At 60.9% G+C, this 21,392-nt stretch carries 19 protein-coding genes; 9 read left to right on the top strand and 10 right to left on the bottom strand.

Annotation, left to right across the window (positions count from 1 at the left end):
• Window positions 1-57 precede the first annotated feature (57 nt).
• The 4 genes from BUE39_RS21255 (at window position 58) to BUE39_RS21240 (ending at window position 4,909) form a co-directional block, all read left to right on the top strand.
• Window positions 58-1,575: an efflux transporter outer membrane subunit gene (locus BUE39_RS21255; protein WP_073430689.1), complete on the top strand. Its 1,518-nt coding sequence runs from the start codon at window positions 58-60 to the stop codon at window positions 1,573-1,575.
• Between the two features lie 33 nt (window positions 1,576-1,608).
• The gene (locus tag BUE39_RS21250) at window positions 1,609-2,922 is read left to right on the top strand and encodes an HlyD family secretion protein (protein WP_073430688.1); all 1,314 of its coding nucleotides are present in this window, start codon (window positions 1,609-1,611) and stop codon (window positions 2,920-2,922) included.
• Between the two features lie 105 nt (window positions 2,923-3,027).
• A complete protein-coding gene (locus BUE39_RS21245; protein WP_073430687.1) occupies window positions 3,028-4,578 on the top strand; it encodes a DHA2 family efflux MFS transporter permease subunit in 1,551 nt (516 codons plus the stop codon).
• Complete coding sequence (locus BUE39_RS21240; protein ID WP_200799520.1) at window positions 4,550-4,909, top strand: hypothetical protein; 360 nt, start codon at window positions 4,550-4,552, stop codon at window positions 4,907-4,909. The genes BUE39_RS21245 and BUE39_RS21240 overlap by 29 nt, the downstream gene beginning before the upstream one ends.
• 309 nt (window positions 4,910-5,218) lie before the next feature.
• Here the strand turns inward: BUE39_RS21240 and BUE39_RS21235 are convergent, their stop codons facing one another.
• From BUE39_RS21235 to BUE39_RS21195, 9 genes are all read right to left on the bottom strand, one after another.
• The gene (locus BUE39_RS21235) at window positions 5,219-6,223 is read right to left on the bottom strand and encodes a DedA family protein/thiosulfate sulfurtransferase GlpE (RefSeq protein ID WP_090518810.1); all 1,005 of its coding nucleotides are present in this window, start codon (window positions 6,221-6,223) and stop codon (window positions 5,219-5,221) included.
• A gap of 164 nt (window positions 6,224-6,387) precedes the next feature.
• On the bottom strand, window positions 6,388-7,659 hold the full coding sequence (locus tag BUE39_RS21230; protein ID WP_073430685.1) for a DUF3734 domain-containing protein: 1,272 nt from the start codon (window positions 7,657-7,659) through the stop codon (window positions 6,388-6,390).
• A gap of 10 nt (window positions 7,660-7,669) precedes the next feature.
• A complete protein-coding gene (locus BUE39_RS21225; protein WP_073430684.1) occupies window positions 7,670-8,452 on the bottom strand; it encodes a 3-hydroxybutyrate dehydrogenase in 783 nt (260 codons plus the stop codon).
• A gap of 15 nt (window positions 8,453-8,467) precedes the next feature.
• Window positions 8,468-9,247, bottom strand: coding sequence for an acetoacetate decarboxylase (locus BUE39_RS21220; protein WP_073430683.1), 780 nt, complete (start codon window positions 9,245-9,247; stop codon window positions 8,468-8,470).
• A gap of 347 nt (window positions 9,248-9,594) precedes the next feature.
• A complete protein-coding gene (locus BUE39_RS21215) occupies window positions 9,595-10,494 on the bottom strand; it encodes a sugar phosphate isomerase/epimerase family protein (protein WP_200799519.1) in 900 nt (299 codons plus the stop codon).
• Window positions 10,491-11,738, bottom strand: coding sequence for an NAD(P)/FAD-dependent oxidoreductase (locus BUE39_RS21210; RefSeq protein ID WP_073430682.1), 1,248 nt, complete (start codon window positions 11,736-11,738; stop codon window positions 10,491-10,493). Before BUE39_RS21210 ends, BUE39_RS21215 begins: the two co-directional genes overlap by 4 nt.
• A 19-nt stretch (window positions 11,739-11,757) precedes the next feature.
• Window positions 11,758-12,792: a sugar ABC transporter substrate-binding protein gene (locus BUE39_RS21205; RefSeq protein ID WP_073430681.1), complete on the bottom strand. Its 1,035-nt coding sequence runs from the start codon at window positions 12,790-12,792 to the stop codon at window positions 11,758-11,760.
• 96 nt (window positions 12,793-12,888) lie between these two features.
• Window positions 12,889-13,212: a non-heme iron oxygenase ferredoxin subunit gene (locus BUE39_RS21200; RefSeq protein WP_083081597.1), complete on the bottom strand. Its 324-nt coding sequence runs from the start codon at window positions 13,210-13,212 to the stop codon at window positions 12,889-12,891.
• A 15-nt stretch (window positions 13,213-13,227) separates the two neighbouring features.
• Window positions 13,228-14,286: a fatty acid desaturase gene (locus tag BUE39_RS21195; RefSeq protein ID WP_073430680.1), complete on the bottom strand. Its 1,059-nt coding sequence runs from the start codon at window positions 14,284-14,286 to the stop codon at window positions 13,228-13,230.
• 258 nt (window positions 14,287-14,544) lie between these two features.
• Between BUE39_RS21195 and BUE39_RS21190 the strand changes: the two genes are divergently transcribed.
• The 4 genes from BUE39_RS21190 to BUE39_RS21170 all read left to right on the top strand — a co-directional run bounded on the left by BUE39_RS21190 (window position 14,545) and on the right by BUE39_RS21170 (window position 19,497).
• Window positions 14,545-15,570, top strand: coding sequence for a LacI family DNA-binding transcriptional regulator (locus BUE39_RS21190; RefSeq protein WP_073430724.1), 1,026 nt, complete (start codon window positions 14,545-14,547; stop codon window positions 15,568-15,570).
• Between the two features lie 663 nt (window positions 15,571-16,233).
• Window positions 16,234-16,959 (top strand): fucose-binding lectin II, encoded by a 726-nt coding sequence (locus BUE39_RS36030; RefSeq protein ID WP_073430679.1) that lies wholly within the window; start codon window positions 16,234-16,236, stop codon window positions 16,957-16,959.
• Window positions 16,960-17,647: 688 nt separating this feature from the next.
• Complete coding sequence (locus BUE39_RS21175) at window positions 17,648-18,580, top strand: MBL fold metallo-hydrolase (protein WP_073430678.1); 933 nt, start codon at window positions 17,648-17,650, stop codon at window positions 18,578-18,580.
• Between the two features lie 332 nt (window positions 18,581-18,912).
• Window positions 18,913-19,497, top strand: a complete 585-nt coding sequence (locus BUE39_RS21170) for a YbhB/YbcL family Raf kinase inhibitor-like protein (protein ID WP_073430677.1) — start codon at window positions 18,913-18,915, stop codon at window positions 19,495-19,497.
• Between the two features lie 97 nt (window positions 19,498-19,594).
• Here BUE39_RS21170 and BUE39_RS21165 read toward each other — a convergent pair whose 3' ends face one another.
• Window positions 19,595-20,344 (bottom strand): SDR family NAD(P)-dependent oxidoreductase, encoded by a 750-nt coding sequence (locus BUE39_RS21165; RefSeq protein WP_073430676.1) that lies wholly within the window; start codon window positions 20,342-20,344, stop codon window positions 19,595-19,597.
• Window positions 20,345-20,355: 11 nt separating this feature from the next.
• Between BUE39_RS21165 and BUE39_RS21160 the strand changes: the two genes are divergently transcribed.
• The gene (locus BUE39_RS21160; protein WP_318268296.1) at window positions 20,356-21,342 is read left to right on the top strand and encodes a LysR family transcriptional regulator; all 987 of its coding nucleotides are present in this window, start codon (window positions 20,356-20,358) and stop codon (window positions 21,340-21,342) included.
• Window positions 21,343-21,392: the final 50 nt, after the last annotated feature.

Raw genomic sequence — 21,392 nt, 5'->3', positions numbered from 1 at the left:
GTGTACCCCGATTCTCTACGGGGAACGCTTTTACTCAACGATCTGATAGGCCAGAAAATGAGCATTCAGTCAAACACCGAACGGCGCGCTTCACGCGCACTGAAAGCGGGCGTATCGGTGCTGGTTGCCGCGGTGCTGTCAGCCTGTGCGAACTACGCGGGAATCCATGGCGACGCAAAAACGGCCGATCCGCAGCAGTATGCAACGCAGCAAAGCATTCCTGCCGAACAGGGCCATTGGCCCGCAGCCAACTGGGCGGATCAGTTCGGCGATGCGCAACTGAAGGCGCTGATCGACGAAGCGCTGACGAGCAGCCCGACGCTCGATCAGGCGCATTCCCGCGTGGCAGCCGCCTCCGCATATAGCGAAACGGCGAGAGCCGGCACGCTGCCGCGTATCGACGCGAACTATTCGCTCACGCGCCAGCAGTACTCGGGCACGGCGCTCGTGCCGCCTCCGAATGGCGGCTCGTGGCAGACGGAGAACAAGGGCTTGTTGACTGCTTCCTACGATCTCGATCTGTGGGGCAAGAACCGCGAAGCGCTGAAGGCGGCGATCTCGCAACTTCAGGCAAGCCGGGCCGATGCTGAAGTCGTCAAGCTGACGCTGACAACATCGATTGCCCGCGCGTACAACCAGCTCGCACGCCTGTATGTCTTGCGCGACATCGCGCAACAGGAAGTCACGCATCGCGAGCAGATCGACCGCATCACTGCAGGGCGCATTGCGACGGGACTGGATATGGAAGTCGAACGCAAGACCGCGCAGGCCAATCTCGCGACGAGTCGCGCCGCGCTGACGTCGCTCGACGGACAGGTCCTCACGACGCGCTATCAGATCGCCGCGCTGCTCGGCGCCGGTCCCGATCGCGGACTGCGGATCGCGCGGCCGACGCTCGGCATCGGCGACGAAGTGAAGCTCCCCGACAACCTGCCCGCCGATCTCGTAAGCCGCCGCCCGGACATCGTGGCCGCGCGGTGGCGCGTCGACGCGATGACGCACGACGTGAAGGAAGCGAAGGCCGAGTTCTATCCGGACATCAATCTGAGCGCTGCGATCGGGCTCGACGCATTCGGCTTCGGCCGCTTCCTGACGGCGGCGAGCCGCACGGCATCCGTCGGCCCCGCCATCCATCTGCCGATCTTCGACGCAGGTGAGTTGCGCGCCAGGCTCAAGGGCCGCTATGCCGATTTCGACCATGCCGTCGCGACCTACAACCAGGCGCTCGTGACCGCGCTGAGCGAAGTGGCGACGCAATTGGCCGACGTGCGCTCGACCGACGCACAGCTTGTCGATGCGCAGGCGGCACAGGACGCCGCGCGCCAGGCCTACAAACTCGCATTAGTGCAATACAAGGCGGGCCTGACGAATCAATTGACCGTATTGAACGCCGACGTCAACGCGCTTTCCGCCGATCAGGCCGTTGCGAATCTGCGCATGAGCCGCCGTGACCAGCAGATCGCGCTGGCTTCCGCGCTGGGCGGCGGTTTCGTCGACACGTCGAACGCGAACTCCGCGGCGCCGCCGCGCGCCGATGCGTCCGCATCCAACACGCCTGTCGTTGCCGCGCGCTGAGCGGCTGCCCACCCAATCTGCCGGAGACCTGAAATGAGCGAAATCAACGCAACGGAGCGCCAAAAGACGCAAGCAACGGGCGCTAAATATGACGCGACACCGACGAAAGATTCCGTTGCAAACGAACCTGACACAGGCAAGCGCAAAACGCTGCTCGCGCTGCTGGGCATGGCTGTCGTCGTGTCGGCGGCGGCTTATGGCGCTTACTACATGACCTATGCGCGCTACCACGAATCGACCGACGATGCGTACGTCAGCGGCAACCTTGTGCAACTGACGCCCCAGGTGGCCGGCACCGTCGTCGCCGTGAATGCCGACGACACGCAGATCGTAAAGGCGGGCGACCCGGTCGTGACGCTCGACAGCGCCGATGCGAAAGTCGCGCTCGGCAATGCCGAAGCGACGCTCGGGCAGACCGTGCGTCAGGTGAGCAGCCTGTACGTGAACAATGATTTCTATCGAGCGAACGTCGCGCAGAAGCAGTCCGATCTGGCCCGCGCGCAGGACGATTTGCGCCGCCGCAAGGCCGTCGCCGATACGGGCGCCGTTTCGGCCGAGGACATCGCGCACGCGCGCGACACCGTGACGGCCGCGCGGGCCGCGCTAGACGCCGCGCGTCAACAGGCGGAAGCCAATCGCGCGCTGACCGACCGCACGACGATCGAACAGCACCCGAACGTGCAAGCCGCCGCGTCGAAAGTACGCGACGCTTACCTCGCGTATGCGCGCAACACATTGCCCGCGCCCGTCACCGGCTATGTCGCGAAGCGCTCGGTGCAGGTCGGCCAGCGCGTGTCGCCGGGCACGCCGTTGATGGCGATCGTGCCGCTCGACGGCGTGTGGGTCGATGCGAACTACAAGGAAAGCCAGTTGCGCAACATGCGCATCGGTCAACCCGTCACGCTGACTGCCGATGTGTATGGCGGCAAGGTCGAGTACCACGGCCGCGTCGTCGGCTTCTCGGCGGGCACAGGCAGCGCTTTTGCGACGTTGCCCGCGCAGAACGCGACGGGCAACTGGATCAAGATCGTCCAGCGTCTGCCCGCGCGCATCCAGCTCGATCAGAAAGAACTCGAAGCGCATCCGCTGCGCATCGGTCTGTCGATGGATGTCGATGTGGATACGCGCGGCAACACGGGACGGCAACTCGGCGCGGCCATGAACACGTCATATCGCACGGATGTCTTTACCGAATACGGCGCGCAGGCAGATGCCGAGATCGAGAAGATCATCGCGCGGAACATCGTCCCTCTGCATGCAGGGTCCACGGGCAACGTCGTATTGTCGACGCCTCCCGCAAAGCGCGATGCAAGCGACCAGAGCGGCACTACACAGCACGCCGGCTAGATCGCATCCCGGAGCGCACCGGGCAGTCGCGTTCCGGTTCATTCAATCGTCTGACAGGCCAGATAGACACGCCGGACCTGTCGAAAACTTCAGACTGGAAGCAAGATGAATCCTTCGACGCAACTTGCACCGCCGCCGCTCACAGGCGCAAAGCTGGTTCTTGCGACAATCGCCGTCGCGCTCGCGACGTTCATGAACGTGCTCGATTCATCCATTGCCAATGTTGCGATTCCAACCATCTCGGGAAACCTCGGCGTATCCGTCGACGAAGGCACGTGGGTCATCACGCTGTTCTCCGCGGCCAATGCCGTCGCGATTCCGCTGACGGGCTGGCTCACGCAGCGCGTCGGCCAGATCAGGCTGTTCGTGGCCGCCATCGTGCTATTCGTGTTTTCGTCGTGGCTGTGCGGCGTCGCGCCGAATCTGATCGTGCTGCTCGCCTCACGCGTGTTGCAGGGCGCCGTGGCGGGTCCGCTGATTCCGCTTTCGCAGGCAATTCTGCTCGGCTCATATCCGAAGGAAAAAAGCGCGACGGCGCTGTCGCTGTGGGCGATGACGGCCACGGTCGGGCCGATTGCGGGTCCTGCGCTGGGCGGCTGGATCACCGATAGCTATAGCTGGTCGTGGATTTTCTATATCAACATTCCCGTTGGCCTGTTCGCCGCCGCCGTGACGTGGATCATCTATCGCGACCGCGAGACGCCGACGCGCAAGCTTCCCATCGACAAGGTCGGCCTGCTGTCGCTGATCGCATGGGTGGCGTCGCTGCAGATCATGCTCGACAAGGGCAAGGATCTCGACTGGTTCAGCTCACCTGTGATCTGCATTCTCGCGGTCGTCGCGGCGGTCAGCTTTCTGTTTTTCCTGATCTGGGAATTCACGGAGAAGAACCCGATCGTCGATCTTCGCCTCTTCGCAATGCGCAATTTCCGCGGCGGCACGATTGCGATTTCGGTCGCGTATGCGGTGTTCTTCTCGAATCTCGTGATTTTGCCGCAATGGATTCAGGGCTACCTAGGCTATCGTTCGGTGGATGCCGGTCTCGTGACGGCGCCACTCGGGATCTTCGCCGTGCTGCTTGCACCGGTGATGGCGAAGATCATGCCGAAGTCCGATGCACGGGTGCTCGCGACGCTGGCCTTCCTCGGCTTTGCGGGCGTGTTCTTCATGCGCTCCCATTACACGGCGAGCGTCGACCCCTATAGCCTGGTGCTGCCGACGCTGCTGCAAGGCATTCCGATGGCGCTGTTTTTTACGCCGCTTACCGCGATCATCCTGTCCGGGCTGTCACCCGACAAGATTCCGGCGGCCGCCGGCCTGTCCAACTTTGTGCGCGTGTTCGCGGGCGGCGTCGGCACGTCGTTGATCTCCACGGGCTGGAACGATCGCACGATCCTGCACCATGCACGACTCGCCGAACAGTCGAACGTGAACAACCCCGACTATATGAGCGCCGTCGCGAACCTCCACGCGACGCTCGGCGGCGGCCTGGATCAGGCGGCGGCGCTTTTCGAATATTTGCTGAATGCCCAGGCCGCGATGCTCGGACTGAACGATATCTTCTGGCTCTCGTCGATGATCTTCATCGTGATCATTCCGCTGGTCTGGCTCACCAAGCCCGGCAAGGGTGGCGGCGGGGCGGCCGGCGCTCACTGAGCAGGACCGCCTCGCATACCCGGGGAAGCTAATCTGCTGTCTTTTGTCTGCCGCAGGTTCGTGCTCAACGTCTTCGGCTGTACCGGTGGAGACCTGTCACCCGTACTTGCGGCACTGGACGGTCTACAACATTCCCGCAGCCGCCGCACAACTGCCCGAAGGCGCCGGCAACGCTCCGTCCCGTTTGCCCATCGGCGTCAATCCCCGCACGAACGACTTCCAGAACACCGGCGCGGCAGGAGCTGACGGCAACCATGGAGGTCCCTGCCCCCCGGTGGGCGATAAGCCGCATCGTTATAGTGGACGAACCGACCGTGCCCTGTCGCCGTGACGGCGGGGCGCTCCTCGCGAGCACGTCATACACAGTCGCACGAGAGCTTCAGTCGCGCAGGTCGGTTAGCTCACGTCGCGAATCGCCTTACTGTCATCATTCGCCCGCTGATAACGTCGTTCTCGTCGTCAGACACACCAGATCGATTGCTCTCGTGTGCTCTGTCATATAGTCGTTGAACGTATGCAGCGCGACGGGCTGGCGCCGCTGGGCGAGACCGTCTACCTTGAATTCCCACGTGCGGACGCGGGCTGACAGCCTTATTTTTTCGATTCGCGGGGTGGCCAAAGTTTTCGACACCCCCTGGAATCAATGCGCGAAAAGTTTTGTCTCTTCTTCGCTGATTGCAGCGTCGCTCACCGCTATTATCGGCTCGACGTCGAAGCCCGCCAGGCGCCACGCATCGATACCGCCGGTAAGCGGCAATGCAAGCTTGACACCGGCCTGTCGCAACCGCCCGGCCATCCATGCGGCAGAGACTTCGTTTGGACACGAACAGTAGATGACGAGTGTCCGGTTCGCTCCATAGCGCTCCACGATCTGCCGCGGTTTTTGTTCATCGGCAAACTCTGCGCCTGGAATGACAAACGGATCGAGCATTCGCCGCTCGGCGGAGCGAATATCCAAAAGGATTGGCCGCGGATTGTTCGCGAGCAATGCATGCAATTCGGCCACGCTGATCCGGGCCTTCTCGAGGGCTTTCGCCAGCATGATTCTCCGGCAGTATCGATACAACACGTAAAGCATCAGCGCGGTAGCGATCACGATCAACGCCTGCCAGCCAAGACGTGAGATGAGTACGAAAACCACATCGATCTGCGACGCGAATAGCGCACCGATCGCCAGTCCGACGAATGCCCACAGCGCAACGCCCACGCAATCATGCAAGACAAAGGAACGCAATCTGACGGCCATCGCACCGCACAGCGGCACGGCAACGAGCGACAAGCCAGGTACGAAGCGCGCCACGATCAGCACGCGAACGCCCCAGCGTCCAAAGAAGCGCTCCGTTTTCCTGACGCACGTTTCGCGCGAGAGCGACAGTTTGCAAACCGTATGGAGCGTGCGCTCGCCGTATCGCTTGCCGCCCTGGAACCAGACCAGGTCGCCCAGCACGCCGCCGATCACAGCGGAGCCTAGTATCGTCGCGAAATTAAGGTACGTGGATGACGCAAGGTTCATGGCGAGCGCAGTGCTGGCTCCAACGGTGATCAATGTCGGTAAGACAGGCAACGGCAGGCCGAGCGAGGAGCCAAGCACATTCAGAAATACGACTAAGATTCCGTACCGCGCGATCAATTCATGCGACATCATGGTGCTCTCCTTGTGGCTTGCATGTACCCGTCTTGAAGATCGTTCATCGCGCCACCTGAACCAGCAATGCGGCAAACCGCATGTCGCCGCAGTGGACTTGCTCGGGCACACTACGCCAGGAGCGAACTGCCGGACCATAGCCGCAAGGAGGGAGTCGATAACCGCTACTTTGCGCCGGACAGTTCTTCTTCCGACGCGCGTTTCGATGGCGGCAACGCCTGCTTGCCCTGTCCGGCGATTTCGTTGACCTCCTGCCGATAGCGGTGCACGTCCCGCGTGACGAAGCCGATTTCGCGGCTCGGGATATCGAACCACTCGGGGTGTCCGAATGAACGGCGAATATCCTCGAGACCGCTCGCCCAATGCTCGCGCATCGTATCCTTGCTGAATTCATAGTCCTTGTAGTGCCCCTCGAACGATTTGTTCTTGTAGATCAGGTGCACGACATTCACCGCACTGCCGTCCGCTGTTTTCTGCGCCTCCCGCAACAGCGGGTGCGCAAGCCGCACCTTTTCAGGAATATGCTCGAGCAGCGCCTTGATCATCTGCGCGTGCTTCTGGTTTTGCGACATGAACGCGGTGATCGCTCGTGTACGGCTTGAATATTGAATGTCCTTGGTGCGCTCGCTGACGTCGAGGAAGTCGCCTGGCAGCTTGCCTCGCGAGCTCCACAGATCGACCTGGAATACGAGTGTGTCTTTATGCTGGCTTTCCCTGATGATCTCGGTGAGTGGCGTGTTCGAAACCAGCCCCCCGTCCCAGTAGAACTCTCCGTCGATCTCGACGGCCGGAAAGCCCGGCGGCAGCGCGCCGGACGCGATGAAGTGCTCCGGTGCCAGGCGCATTTTCGAATTATCGAAGTAGACGAGATTGCCCGTTCGGACGTTGACCGCGCCAACGGATACGCGAATGTTCCCGTCATTGATGCGATCGAAGTCTGCGTACCGCAAAAGCGTTTCACGCAACGCCGAGGTGTCGTAATAGCTGACCTGGTCAGGACGTTTCCTGCCGAGCCCTGCGAAAGGCACATGCATGCGCGGGGAGAAGAATCCGTTTTGACCTTCCACCAGCGTACGCGTCGCGGCCCATGCGCTCGACCACCTGCGCCCCATGTCTGCAAGCCCCGGCCACGCCGGAATGCGCGCGCCGAGATGTGAGAAAACATCCGCCGGCTGACTGATGGTGTTCCAGAAGCCGCGCAGCGCCTCCGCTCGACTCGCGGGCGCATTGCCGGCGATGATCGCCGTATTCAGCGCACCGATGGATACCCCGGATATTCGCGTCGGCTCCACGCCGACCTCGGCCATACCTTCATATACGCCGGCCTGATACGAGCCCAGTGCGCCGCCGCCCTGCAGCACGAGTCCGATTTCGTCATAGGCGGGAAGCTTGATGCGATGGAGCCCCTGCAGCTTGTTACGCTGGCTCGAATTCATGGCTGTCTCCTTACTGCATGAACCAGCCGTGGCTGACCACAATCGATTGCCCGGTGAGCGCGTTCGACTCGAAGCCGGCGAGGAATGCAACCGTGTTCGCGACATCGGCTAGCGACGTGAATTCGCCGTCGACCGTCTCCTTCAACATCACGTCCTTCACGACCTGCTGCTCGGAGATTCCCAGGGCTTTCGCCTGCTCGGGGATCTGCTTGTCGACCAGCGGGGTTCTGACGAAGCCCGGACACACGACATTGGCGCGCACGCCACGCGGTCCGCCTTCTTTCGCGACAACCCGAGCGAGACCGAGCAGCCCGTGCTTCGCGGCCACATAAGCCGACTTCAGTTGCGACGCCTCGTGCGAGTGTACCGAGCCCATGTAGATCACAGCGCCGCCTTTGTTCGACGCGTACATATGCCTGATGGCGGCCCTGGTCGTGAGGAACGCACCGTCGAGGTGAATCGCCAGCATCTTCTTCCAGTCGGAAAATGCGTAGTCCTCGATCCGGTTGACGATCTGGATGCCCGCGTTCGACACGAGCACGTCGATGCCGCCCAGCCGGTTCACCGTTTCGGCCACACCCGCATCGACCGCTTCCTCGCTGGTTACGTCCATTGCAACGGCGATCGCTTTGCCGCCGTGAGCAACGATATCTTCAGCGGCCTTTTGAGCGTTCGCGAGATTCAGATCCGCAATCACGACCGTCGCGCCGTCCGACGCGAGCTTACGCGCGCACGCTTCGCCGATACCGCTTGCTGCGCCCGTAATGAGCGCGACCTTATCATTCAATGCCATACGTCCTCCGAGCGCTTACTGGTTGACCGCGAGTTTCAACGACTCGGCGGGGGCCAGATAGTCATAAACCACTTCGCCGACGTCGAGCGTGAGATTTGCAATGACGTGACGTGCGCCAATCACCTTGCGAACCGGCAGATCGGCAACCGATGCGAGCGCGTGCGCATGCAACTCGAGCGCCGCGGGCCCCTCCCACGCGCCGATCACATCGACGTCGCGCAGGAAAAAGCGCACCAGTTCGCAAATGCGTACGGAGCCATCGACGTGCGGAATGACCTTGAGCAGATAGTTGGGGGTGTCGGCGAGCTTGCGGCGCTCGGCCGCCCTCTCGAGCTCGCGATATTTGTAGCCCATCGTTCCGGTGGCGACGCGCTGCGTTCCGTAGTCGAGCGTGCCGAGCAGCGTGTCCTTGCCATCGACGCAGAGCTTCGGTGAAGCCAGCTTCTTGGGAAATCCCCAGATTTCGCGTCCGCCTGCGATCGGGCCTTCGTCGTCCAGATACATCGCGTGCGTGAAGTTGGCTCGATTGCCGTCCTCATCCAGCACGGAAATCACCTGGCCGCTTTCCGTGTAGTCGCCGAACCCCGATGAATCAGGCATGCGGATGAATTCGTAATGGACGATTGCGCTGTCGACCGTTAGCGGTTCTGGAACGACGGCCTTAAGCGCATCCATGTCCGTTTCATACGAGATGATGAAGTACTCCCGATTGAGAAAGCGGAAGGGTGGGCGCGGATACGCCGGATTGTGCACGGGCATCGCAAAAGCGTTGTTGCGGATATCTTCTTCTGTCACGGATCGTTCCTCGGTTGGTGAGGTGCTGCGTAACACGCATCGCGACAGCTTTCGCTGTCGCGGCCAATGGCGTGCGTGCACAAGGCAGCGAAGACGTGCTAGGTGTGTTTGGACGCTTCTTTTGCAGTGTTGCGTTTCACGGCTTGCATCAGACAGCGTGCCCCGTCACCGTGGAACCAAGCGTAAGCGTGGTCGTCTTGCGGCGGAAGTCCTGCGAAGGAACTCACGGTGTTGTCTCTGCGACAACAGTCAATGGCAGATGGACGGGTGCATGGTATGTCGCCCCCGGCGGTGACAGAGGTGGGCACCTTGCCTGGAGGCATACATCGATGTCATCGCTTCCCGGTTTACCGCAACTCGCGTTGGGCTTTTCGATCAATTATTGTCATGGTCTCACGCGCGGCGGGCCCCTCGAGTTCCACATCCCGCCACAGCGTCCGGATCCAGTCGCGCAGCAACAGCGACTCCGCCCACCGGTCACTTATGTCGTTGCCGTCGCGGCCGATGATCGCGTAAGGTTTGGGCCCCAGTTCGCAGGTGAAGGCAAGCGTGTCGTGCTCCCCTGCCCGCCGACGCCACGATGTGAAGCCGTAGCGCCACCAGTCGAGAAAAAGGTCGACCCACATCCGGTGCGGCTCAAATGAAAGCTCGACCTGTACCTGCTCACGACTCGCGACGCGGCCGTGAAACGCCCACGACTGATCGAGTATCCGGTGCATGAGGCTGTGGTTTTCGTCGGACACCGGCCAGGCGAATTCGCGTCCAACCAGATAATGCGAAATGTCGCCGAGCAATCTCAGCTCGGGGCGTGCATCGAGCAGATCAAGCGTGAAGTAGAGATCCGTGGTCATGCGGTCGCGATGCGTCTCGATGTAGACCGGCACGTCCACCTGTTCGGCGAGCCGCTGCCAGCCGTCGATCAGCGCAACACATTCCGCGACGGTGCGAGGACGCACGTCAGGTTGCAGATCGATGTGATGAGCACCGAATTCGACCGCATTCTCGAGCACCGGCTGCAGATCGTCGACCGTGCGTGGAAAGCATTGGCCTTCTACGTCGAGTCCATGGTCTGCGCGCAATTGCGCCAGTCGCCGGACCGCCGTGCGGTCTGTGTAATGTGCGCTCAGGCCATCGAAGCCCGCGCCGGCGATCATCCGCACATTCTGTTCTAGCGAACGTTCGCGGCCGTCGGTGTGTCGCCGCTCCATCGCCCACAGCGACTGGAACACCAGCAGGCGCTGACTCATTGCGCCTCCGCGACCAGCAGCGAACGCAGCTTCGTGTCGCGATCGGCAAGCAGCGCCGGATCGATGCACGCACGTTGCTCAATGAGCGACTGCGCAATGCGCACGTCGCGCGCAATCTCGCCTGCCCGTCCCACTCCGCTTGCACTGACCAGCGTGCCGCCGGCATCGAGCATGAAAAAAATTCGCGATGCCACGCCGGTTTCCCGCACCACCGTGGTCGTGCCGTATGCGGGAATCCCGGCGATCTGAATCGTCATGTCGTACTGATCGGACCAGAACCACGGTACGGCCGAATAAATGTCGAGATGCCCGAGCATGTTGCGTGCGGCAGCGCGCGCCTGGTCCTCGGCGTTCTTCCAGCATTCGAGCCGGATCCGCTGACCTGTATGTGGATGCGGGAAGGAACAGACGTCCCCGGCCGCGTAGATATGCCGGTCGCTGGTGCGCAACGTGCCGTCGACGGCGATGCCATTGTCGATGTCGAGGCCCGCCGCCTGCGCGAGCGCGATACGCGGGCTCGCTCCCACACCGACCACGATTGCATCGCACGGAACGATGCTGCCGTCAGCGAGTTGCACGCCTGTGACCCCTGCTTGACCGGTCAAGCAGGCAACCTGTATGCCGAAGCGAACCTCCACGCCTCTCTGTCGGTGACAGTCAATCAGACACGCCGCAACGGCCTCGGGCACAGCCCGCATCAACGCGCGCGGCGCCGCCTCGAGCACGGTCACTTCGCAACCGCGCGTCACGGCAGCCGCGGCGATTTCGAGACCAATGAAGCCGGCACCGATCACGGCAATCCGTCGGCCCTGCGTCAGTTCGCCGGCGATCGCGTGCGCGTCGGGCACCGCGCGCAGTGCATGCACGCCCGGCAGCGTTGAGCCAGGCACGTCGAACCGCCGCGGTTCGGCGCCAGTTGCGATCAATAGCCGGTGATAGCTGATCGCTTCGCCGCTGGCGAGAACTACCTTGCGCTGCGCACAATCTATGGCCGCTGCCGGCACATCGACGCGCAGTTCGATGCGCTGCTCGCGATAGAAGGCCTCGTCGTAGATCGCGCACTGGGCGGCCGTCTTCTGGCCGAGCAACAGGGACTTCGACAATGGCGGCCGTTCGTATGGCAAGCGTCCTTCGTCGCCAAGCAACGTGATCGCGCCGTCCCAGCCGTTTTCACGCAGCGCATGCGCGGCGCGCGCACCGCACTGCCCGCCGCCGACGATCACCATCGGATCGGATGAACTCATCTCACGCTCCCCGGCGCCATTACCGATATTGGCCAGCCAGCGCCGACACCTGACTGATGTTCTGTTGCGTGATGAAGCCGGGTCCGGAACTGATATTGCGCGCCTCATAGACAGGCTTGAGGCCATAGTCCTGCAGACGCTTCATGAACTTTGAATTCTTCTCCAGTTCACCGCGCGCCTGCAGCACGTCCGTGTTGTGATTCTTGTGCATGATCGCCAGCATCGCGATGGGAATATAGCCCTGCAGATACGGTTGCTGGTCTGTGCAGAACCTGATCGTGCCATTCTTGATCGCCTTCGCGACATCGGAATCAATGTCGAAGGTCGCGAACCAGATCTTGCCGGCGAGCCCCATTTTGGTCACTGCACGAATAGTCGGATCGGCGGAAGTCGGGCCGAGCGTCAGCACGGCCTGGGTATTCGGATGCGTGCGCAAAAACGCACTCACCTTCGCCTCGATGCCGGTGGGATCCGTGCCCGCGTCGAGCACCGAGGTCTTCATATCCGCGCCGACGGCATCCGCAAAGCCGCGGCAACGCTCGAACGACAATGGGTTCGTCGCGTAGTGGTTCACGCATAGAAAACTCTTGATGCCGTCGGCCTTCGCGCGCAACCCCGCTTCCTTGCCGGCCAGGTATTCGGGCTGGCCGACATGCAGCAATGCCCCGAGGTCGGCGCTCTGCTTTTCCGTACCGGTATTGGCTGTGATGAACGGTATGTTCTTTGCCTTGAGCTTCGGAAACGCGCTCTTCAGCAGATCGTAGTCGGCGATTGTCGAAACGACACCGTCATAGTTGCGCGCGGCTGCCTGATTGACCAGTTGGACCATGTCCGCGATATCGCCATTCGGCGGGTTGCGGTAATCGGTCTGCACGTTGAAATCCTCGTCGGCCTGCTTGATGCCGTTCTTGACCGTATTCCACCAGGCATCCGAATCCGGCGCGTGCGAGATGAAGTCAAAACGGGCGGCGGGCTCGGCAAAAGCGCCGGCGCACAGTCCGAGACCCAATACGACGGCAGCGAGGCGAAACGCCCGGCGGCTGGATAGTTTCATGGCTGTCTCCTTGTTTATGATTGATCTGCCGACGTTGTGCATCGGCCCATCTCGCGTTGCCCGAGTAACGTGAATCACATAATCAAGGGCGTTGCGTCAATCGTCGGCGAGACCGATGAAGACCTTGCCGTCCTCGATCCTGACAGGGTGCGTGACGAGGTTCACGCAAACGGGCGCGCCTTTCGCCGCGCCGGTGGGAATATGAAAGCGCCCCATGTGCATCGGACACTCGATCACCTCGCCAAACACGAGGCCTTCGGTGAGCCGTGCGGTCTCATGCGTGCAAAGACCCGCCGATGCGTAAAAACCGCTAGGCGTGTGATAGATCGCGTAGAGCTTGCCGCCGTGCTCGAACTCGACGACGTCTTCTTCGTCGACGTCATCGCATGCGCAGACTTGATGCCATTGAAGCATGTTCATGGTGTGCCTCTTCGCCTAGCGCGTCTGTGCTACGAACGGCTGATCGCCGACAGATTCCGGGTCGTGCGCCGCCGCATTTCCCGGCACGCGCGGCGTCACCATGTAATCGGCGTCGTGCCGCTGCATTCTGAACACGTGAACGATTTCTCCCCATGCGCTGAACAGGCCGTCGTACGCGGGCGGCAAATCCGCTTCGATCGCCTTGCGCAGTTGCGGCAGCGCATGAAACGGCACGTTCGGAAACATGTGATGCTCGACGTGATAGTTCATGTTCCAGTAGAGGAACTGCAGGAAACGGTTCAGCCTGAGGGTTCGCGTCGAGAAGCGGTGATCGAGTTCGTTCTCACGCAGCCCGGTGTGCTGCGTGAGCGCTAGAAATTCGTGCAGCCAGGCGCCATACGAACGCGGCAGGAGCAGAAAGACCACCGGCAGCCAGCTATGCACGACGATCGCCCACGCAATCACGACGGCATAGAGTGCGAGAATCACGCGCGAGTTGCGGCACATCGCGCGAAATTCGGTGGGCGGCACCACCGCCTTCGCCTTGTTCGACACGATGCCGAAGCTGTGCAGCACGATGTTGCCCAGATGATGAATGCCGTGCGAGATGCGCAGGAAATCGGTGGCGAGCTTCAGGTAGTTCGGCGGCCGCTTCACCGCCAGTTCGACGTCGGATGGCACCGTCGCCGTCAGATGGGTGTAAGTGTGATGTTGGGCGTGCGACCAGCGGCTGTACACCTGTTCACGCCACGTCATGAAACAGATCAGCCAATGGACCGACTCGTTCAACCATTCGCTCCGGAATGGCGTGCGATGGCGCAACTCGTGTTCGATCGCTTCGGCGAACGCGTAGATCGTTCCGTACAGCAGGAATGCCGGCACGCACCACAGCGTGCCGAGCGACAGCCATGCGAGCACGCCGCTTGCCACGACCAGAGAAATGAAACCGCTGAAATGCAATAGCGCATCGCGATCGTTGCGCCGCGTGACTGCCTTGAGCACCTTCCGGTCGAGGCGACATTTGTACCAGTCGTCCATGGTGATCGTTTTCGTGTTGTCTTGCGGTACGGACATGAGCTGCACTCCAGTGCTTTGATGTTTGACCGAGCGATGAACCAAACTAAGCATTGATCATCGCTGAGCCGATTAAAGACTCTTAATGAGCATCGGTCAAAGATTAAAATGACTCATTCTGAGGTATCGAGGGTATTCCAGAGGATGCGGCGGTGCATTCTCTACGCCCTAAACATGAAAAAGCCTCGATTGCCTCAATTTGAGGCAAAATAACGGACATGCGGGCACCTCGGCCCGCATGCAAGTCTGGGGATGCGTATGAAAGAGAAGCCGACGCTCAAACAACTGATGGAGATCACGCAGCTCAGCAGGGCGACGATTGATCGCGCACTGAACGATCGGCCCGGCGTGCATCCGCGCACGCGAAGCGCCGTTGAAGCGGCATTGAGGCAATTGGGCTCGAACTCGCCGACACGATCGTCGCCCCGCGCAAAGCACCGTACTTACGACTTCAGATTGCTGGCCCAGGCAGGTGACGCATTCACGGACGAACTCACACGAACCGCGGCTGAGCTCGAACCAGAATTTGCCGCAACCGGGGCGAATCTCGCAGTCGTACGGTGCGTCGGCGCCTCCGACGACGAGGTTGCCGCCAGAGTCCGCGAGGCGGCCGACGCCGCCGACGGCATCGGCATCATCTGCACGAACACCGCGACGACGACCGCCGCACTACGCGAATGCATGGCGGCAGGCAAGCCGGTTGTTGCGCTCATTACCGACGTCGATGCCGACGCACGTCATACGTATATTGGGGTGAATAACCGGGCAGCCGGACAGTCGGCTGCATTTCTCATTGGACGGCATCTGCAGGCGCATGCTTGCCCCGACGTGGCGGTGGTCGTTGCTACGTTCTCTTATACCTGTCACGAAGACCGCGAGATCGGGTTCCGCTCACTGCTAAGACAGCGCTTCCCCAATGTGAACCTCATCGAAGTCATCAAGGGCGCCGATTCCGGTGCCGCGACCTATGAAGCGACCATGCGTTTTCTGGACGAGCACGAGAAGCTCGATGGCGTTTACAACGTGGCGGGCGGAAACGAAGGTCTGGCTGCGGCGCTGCGCGAATCCAACCTGACGGGCCGAACGATCTACGTGACCCACGAAGTCAACCGGATAACGGAACCGCTCCTGCGTTCCGACGCAATCGACTATCTACTGACACAGGACCTTCGACTGCTGCTACGTACGGCTGTCGTGCATTTGAAGTCCGTGCGCGAGGGACGAGGCGTTCCCGCGCAAACGATCATCCCGATAGAGATGCATTCCCGTTATTCGCTGTATTAGGCTTGCATGGACGAAGCGCGAGTCTCAAGGTCTCGATCGCCCGTTTCGGGCCGGCACCCGCCGTCGCTTCTCGTCAGGTAAACGGACGGTCACGTGAATCCGCTGAAAGGCCGAAGCCGGAAGTACGATATTCGAAGGCAGCGCCTCGAGGCTTGAAGTAGCGATCCTGCCGACAGACGCCCGCCCGAACATGCCTTTGTCGTTCACAGACGTGTACGGTCGCACAGAAGGCCACCGTCGAAGAACGAACAGTCGCGGACCTGTTCGGGGTAGCCGCGTCACTACCCCGATGACGGACACCAGGCAGTCAATTCATCCGTACAACGTTCCAGGCAATCCGCTGTTTTCGCACAGCGGATTGCCTCGGCCGCCGAGCGCAGGCATCGCCCCATGGAGCGGCTTGACGAAGCTGACCGCTGTCCACCGGCGGCCGCCCGATGTTAGCGCCGCTGTCCGTTTTTGTATAGCTCCCAGAGCGGACAGTTCGCTTGCGATAGTGCCAAACGTAAGCTTCTCGCGTGGGATAGATGCGACATGAGTTTCGTCACTGCTGCGGGTCACGGTGATTACAGCGCGCACCATGCCACGCCCCAATCGCCGGCTGCGCGATGACGCGATCCGCCGTCACTGTCCAGCAAGGCACGCCCAACTGAGAGGACCGAGATGCAACAGCCATTTACGCATGACGATCTTTATGCTTTGCTGCAGCGCGCTGCCACGGATGCCACCGCGGTGCAGTCCAGCGGCGCACAGGCCGTGGTGGACAGGATGCGGCAATTCATGACCGCGCAACTGGCAGAGACGCTGCCACAGTACGACGTCTTTATCCATATCTCCGTCTCGCCCTACAGCTTCGACGTCGGCAGTTGGATGAACAAGGTGAAGACCGATTCCACGGGACAGATCGAAGCGTGCACGGTGACATGGGCGGGCGCTCCCGGCGTGCTTCCGGCGGGAGCGTCTAACCTCGGCATCGGCTGCGTGGTCACCTACTTTGCGAAGGCCACGTCGCAAGTGCAACCGGAGCCGGCTTCTGGCGGCGAGCGGGACGGTGTGTTTAGCCTGCCGCCGAATATCGCATTCGGCGTGACCTCGCTCGTCAATTCGGCTGCCGAACAGACGATAAACGTCTACATCGACGACAATCAGAACCCCGCAGCGACATTCCAGGGAAACGGCACGCAAGACAAAAATCTGCAGACGCAAGTTCTGAACTCCGGTAAGGGCAAAGTACGGGTCGTCGTATCAGCGAACGGCAAAACATCGAAAGTCGGCTCGAGGCAGGTCGACATATTCAAGAAAACCTACTTCGGCTTGGTCGGATCGGAAGACGGTACGGATAATGACTACAACGACAGCCTTGTTGTGTTGAACTGGCCGTTGGGCTGACCGGTCCGGCATTCCGGCAAGATGCGGTGGACTACGCCGCCGCATCTTGCCGCTCGAACCGTAGAATGCGGCCGGCGCGGCTGCCCGTTTTGAATCGTCGACCGCACAGGTCAACGACATGCTGTGCAGGCTGATGGAAGATGGGATGGTCCGAGTCGACAGCCCTTCGATGGGTCTCCACATGATTTTTTTGCAGACGTTACGTCGTCATGCGGCATAAAAAAAACGTCGCCAACGCGAGCGGCGACGGTGAAACCAGGCACTCACGAAGCTACGTGCCGGGCTGAAAGACTGGTTTCAAGGACCGCTCTCAACACTGCCACATTTCGAGTTGACGGAACGCTTCTGGTCGCCGCCAACCGATCGACACTGGTTCAGATAATCACCACGCGCGTTCGAAGTGGCCCTCAGGTGCGCGGGTGCCATCGCCACTACGCCTGTGAGAATCGCGCCGGCGGATCAATAAGCCTGTCACTCGCCTTGCCTCTCATCGCCTGTCCGTCGTCGATTGTTGCCCTTCGGACAACATGGTGTACGCATTCGCGATGCTACTGCCGTTCGCCCCGCTGACTACAATCGGTCACACGCTCGGTCGAACCGCGAGCCAAACCAAGCGCGCGAAATTCGTGCTCGTGAACCGCACCACGCAGTGCGGCTTACCCCCACCTAATCAACAGGACTATCGAAAATGAGCCAAACAACCCGCAATGTGCAGCCGGTTATCGCCAACCTTGGCAAAGAAGGTTCAGGCGAACTCGTGCCTTCACGCTACGCCGTGCGCGTGGGCGACGTCGACGTCGTGCTGATCAGCGATGGCGTTCTACCCCTGCCGACCTCCACCATGTCCACGAACGTGAGCGAAGCGGACCGCAACGAATGGTTCGATGGTCGTTTCCTGCAACGTGACATGTTCGATTGGGCGTTGAATATCGCGCTCGTGCGGAGCGGCGAACGCCTGATCCTGATCGACTCGGGCGTGGGCGACGGTTTTGAATACTTCACGCGCGCCGGTCAGTCGGTGATGCGCCTGGAATCGGCGGGCATCGACCTGGCTGCGATCACCGATATCGTGGTTACGCATATGCACATGGACCACGTCGGCGGGCTGAACGTCGATGGCGTCAAGGCCAAGCTGAGCCCGGACGTGCGCATTCACGTGTCGGCCAGGGAAGTAGCGTTCTGGAAAAATCCGGACTTCAGCAAGACGGTGATGCCGGAAACGGTTCCTCCCGCGCTCCGCAAGGCTGCTGAAACGTTCGTGAAACTCTACAGCGAAAACATCGTGCAGTTCGATCAGACCGTGGAAGTTGCCCAGGGCGTGTCGGCTCGCGTGACGGGTGGGCACACGCCGGGGCACTGCGTCGTGGACGTCGCATCGAACGGCGAAAAACTGACGTTCGTGGGCGACGCGATTTTCGAAGTCAACTTCGACCATCCCGAATGGCAAAATGGTTTCGAGCACGAGCCTGAAGTCGCTGCGGACGTGCGTATCGCGCTGCTCAACGAAGCCGCTGAAACCGGCGCCCTGCTGGCCGCGGCGCATGTCGCGTTCCCCTCCATCGGTCACATTGCAAAGAACGGTGGAGGCTTCCGTTTCGTGCCGGTGCTGTGGGACTATTGATTGATGCTCGGCTATCAGCCATCGTCGTATAGATCGCACTGACGATTGCCAGAAAACCGCCGGGAGGGCGCAAGACTCGCGGCGGTTTTTTGCAAACGATCACTTGCCCGCGCCACCGGCATTCGATGAGATCGGTACGTGCGAAGACCTCATCCTGACCGCCCGCCTGACACGCGAGTTCGGTGGACCGACTCTCCAGGTCATCGAGCTTCGCAGTGCGCGCGACTGTAGCAGTCGCACCATCGTTCCCGAATCCGCCTTCCCGGACGAATCGCCGAACGCTGCCGTTGATACCGGTTGTGCGCATCTTTCATCCTTCAAAGGAGCACATCATGAGATTGAGGACCTGTTTGCCCGCGATGTTATGCGCGTCAATGGCGCTGGCGCTGGCGCTCATTCCGGCGATAGCCAGCGCGGAGCCGTTCACGATCAAAGTCGACGATCTGCGTAACGGGCGCTTTTCGAACGAGCAGGTGTACGGAGGCTTTGGCTGTCACGGTAACAACATCTCGCCGCGCATTTCATGGACTCACGTTCCGCGCGGCACGAAGAGCATTGTCGTGACGATTTTCGACCCGGATGCGCCGACCGGAGGGCTCGGCTGGACGCACTGGGAAATCGCGAATATTCCACCTTCTGAATCGTCGCTCGAAAGAGGAGCTTCCGGCAATCCAAAGCTCTTGCCGGCAGGCGCGGTTGAGACGTTGACGGACTTTGGCGAATCCAGATACGGTGGCCCCTGTCCTCCCCAGGGGGAGTCGCATCGATATGTGGTGACGGCCTCCGCGCTCGACGTGGCGCAAATCGACGTGGCTCCTGCCGCGAGCCCCGCAGTCGTCGCCTATCAGATGCATGGGAAAGTCATTGCTCAGGCGAAGTATGTCGCCAGATATCGTCGCCCATTGACTAACGATTGACGGGCGCCAGAACTGGGATATCGGCAACCGTTCCCGGCAGATCGGCTGCCGGTAGAACGATTCACGTATTCGCGTTGTCCCGTTAAACGGTCACGAATCACGCCAACGACATTCCGCCATCGACGTGCAGATTGACACCGGTAACGAAGCTGCTTTCGTCACTAACAAGAAAGAGCGCGGCATGGGCCAGCTCTTCCGCGCGGCCCAGCCGGCCCAGCGGAATCTTCTCCGCAACGGCGGTCTCGAATGCCGGGCGATCGGCAACGGCGATACCCAGTTTCGAAAGAATGGGTGTGTCCACGGGGCCTGGGCTGATCACGTTGACCCTGATGCGGCGCTCTTTGAATTCGAGCGCCCAACTGCGGGCGAAAGCTTCGATTGCCGCTTTACTGCCCGCATACGCCGCGTGGCCTTCGAATACTTTCGAACTCGCGATCGAACTCGTCAACAGAATGGCGCCTCCGTTGCGAAGTTGAGGCGCGACTTTCTGAACGCCGAAGAAAACCGACCGCGTGTTGGTAGCGAATTGTGCATCGTACGCTTCGAGACTCACCTGATCCGAGCGGGCGATCGTGTTTACGCCAGCGTTGGCGACATAAATGTCCAGGCCGCCGAACCGTTCTTCAACCAATGACGCGACGCGGTCATGCGTTGCGGGATCGGCGAGGTCGCCGGTCAGGCCCGTTGCCCGATCCCCAAGTTCGGACACTGCGGCATTCACCGCGGCCAGACGCCGTCCGACGATCAGCACATGTGCACCCTCGGCCACAAACACCCTTGCCATCGCAAAGCCAATGCCGCTATTGCCGCCGGTGATGACGGCGACTTTATTTGTGAGTCTGTTCATTTGAATCTCCGTTGTTCCACGCGAACGTCGCGTTGAACGCTAATTTAGCTATAGGTGAGACGACAGCCCAGTTCTCCAGCGGAGCTATCAGTTTTGCCGAAGGGTCACTAATGTCGGTTGAGAACCTGAACGGCTTATCTGCCTTTGTTCGAGCGGTCGAGGCCGGTTCGTTCACCGGAGCGGCGCGCTTGCTCGGCACGACGCCGTCCGCTGTGTCGAGAAGCGTTGGAAGATTGGAGAGGCGTCTCGGCATCAGGCTTTTCCGGCGCTCGACAAGGGCGACCGTCCTGACAATAGAGGGGCGCACCTACTACGAGCGCATCGCGCCGCTCATACGTGGCATCGAGGAGGCAGGCAACGCGTTGACTACGCCGCTGGCCGCGGTCGGCAAACTGCGTATCAGTGTGCCCGGCGCGTTAGCGCGCATTCTGCTCGACCCGCTCACCCGGCACTTGATGGCGCATCATCCAGGCCTGCTGTTCGATGTGAACGTGAGCGACCATCATGTCGACGTCATCCGCGAGGGTTTCGATCTGGTCATCAGAGCGGGAGAGGTCATCGACAGCGCTTTGCATGCGCGGAAATTGGGCCATTTGCCGCTGGCGCTCGTGGCCTCCCCCGACTACCTGAACCGCCACGGCGTGCCGGAATCGATATCCGATCTCGGTACGCATCGCCATGTTCGTTACAGACTTGCCGGACGCGTGGTGCCCGTCACGTTTGCTGACGGTGTCAGCGTGCAGCCGGAAGGAGCATTCGATACCGACAGCGGTGAGGCCATGAGACTGGCGACATTGAATGGACTCGGTATCGCACAGGTTCTGAAAGCAATGGTTCAGGAAGATGTCGACGCAGGACGTTTGTGTCGCGTCTTGCCGGAGTTGGCGCTGAGACCCGTTCCTCTTCATGTCCTGCACGGATTCGGAAGGAACATGCCACCGCGCACGAAGATATTTATCGATTTTGCGGAGAAGCAATTCGCGCAGTTAATGAAATGATCTTTCTCGCTACACGCCCGCGTTTGTAGCTCAAAGCGTCACTGGGGACA

The sequence above is a fragment of the Paraburkholderia terricola genome (genome assembly GCF_900142195.1).
Lineage (GTDB): Bacteria > Pseudomonadota > Gammaproteobacteria > Burkholderiales > Burkholderiaceae > Paraburkholderia > Paraburkholderia terricola.
The sequence above is the reverse complement of the archived record's forward strand: the minus strand, read 5'-3'. Positions and strand labels throughout refer to the sequence as shown.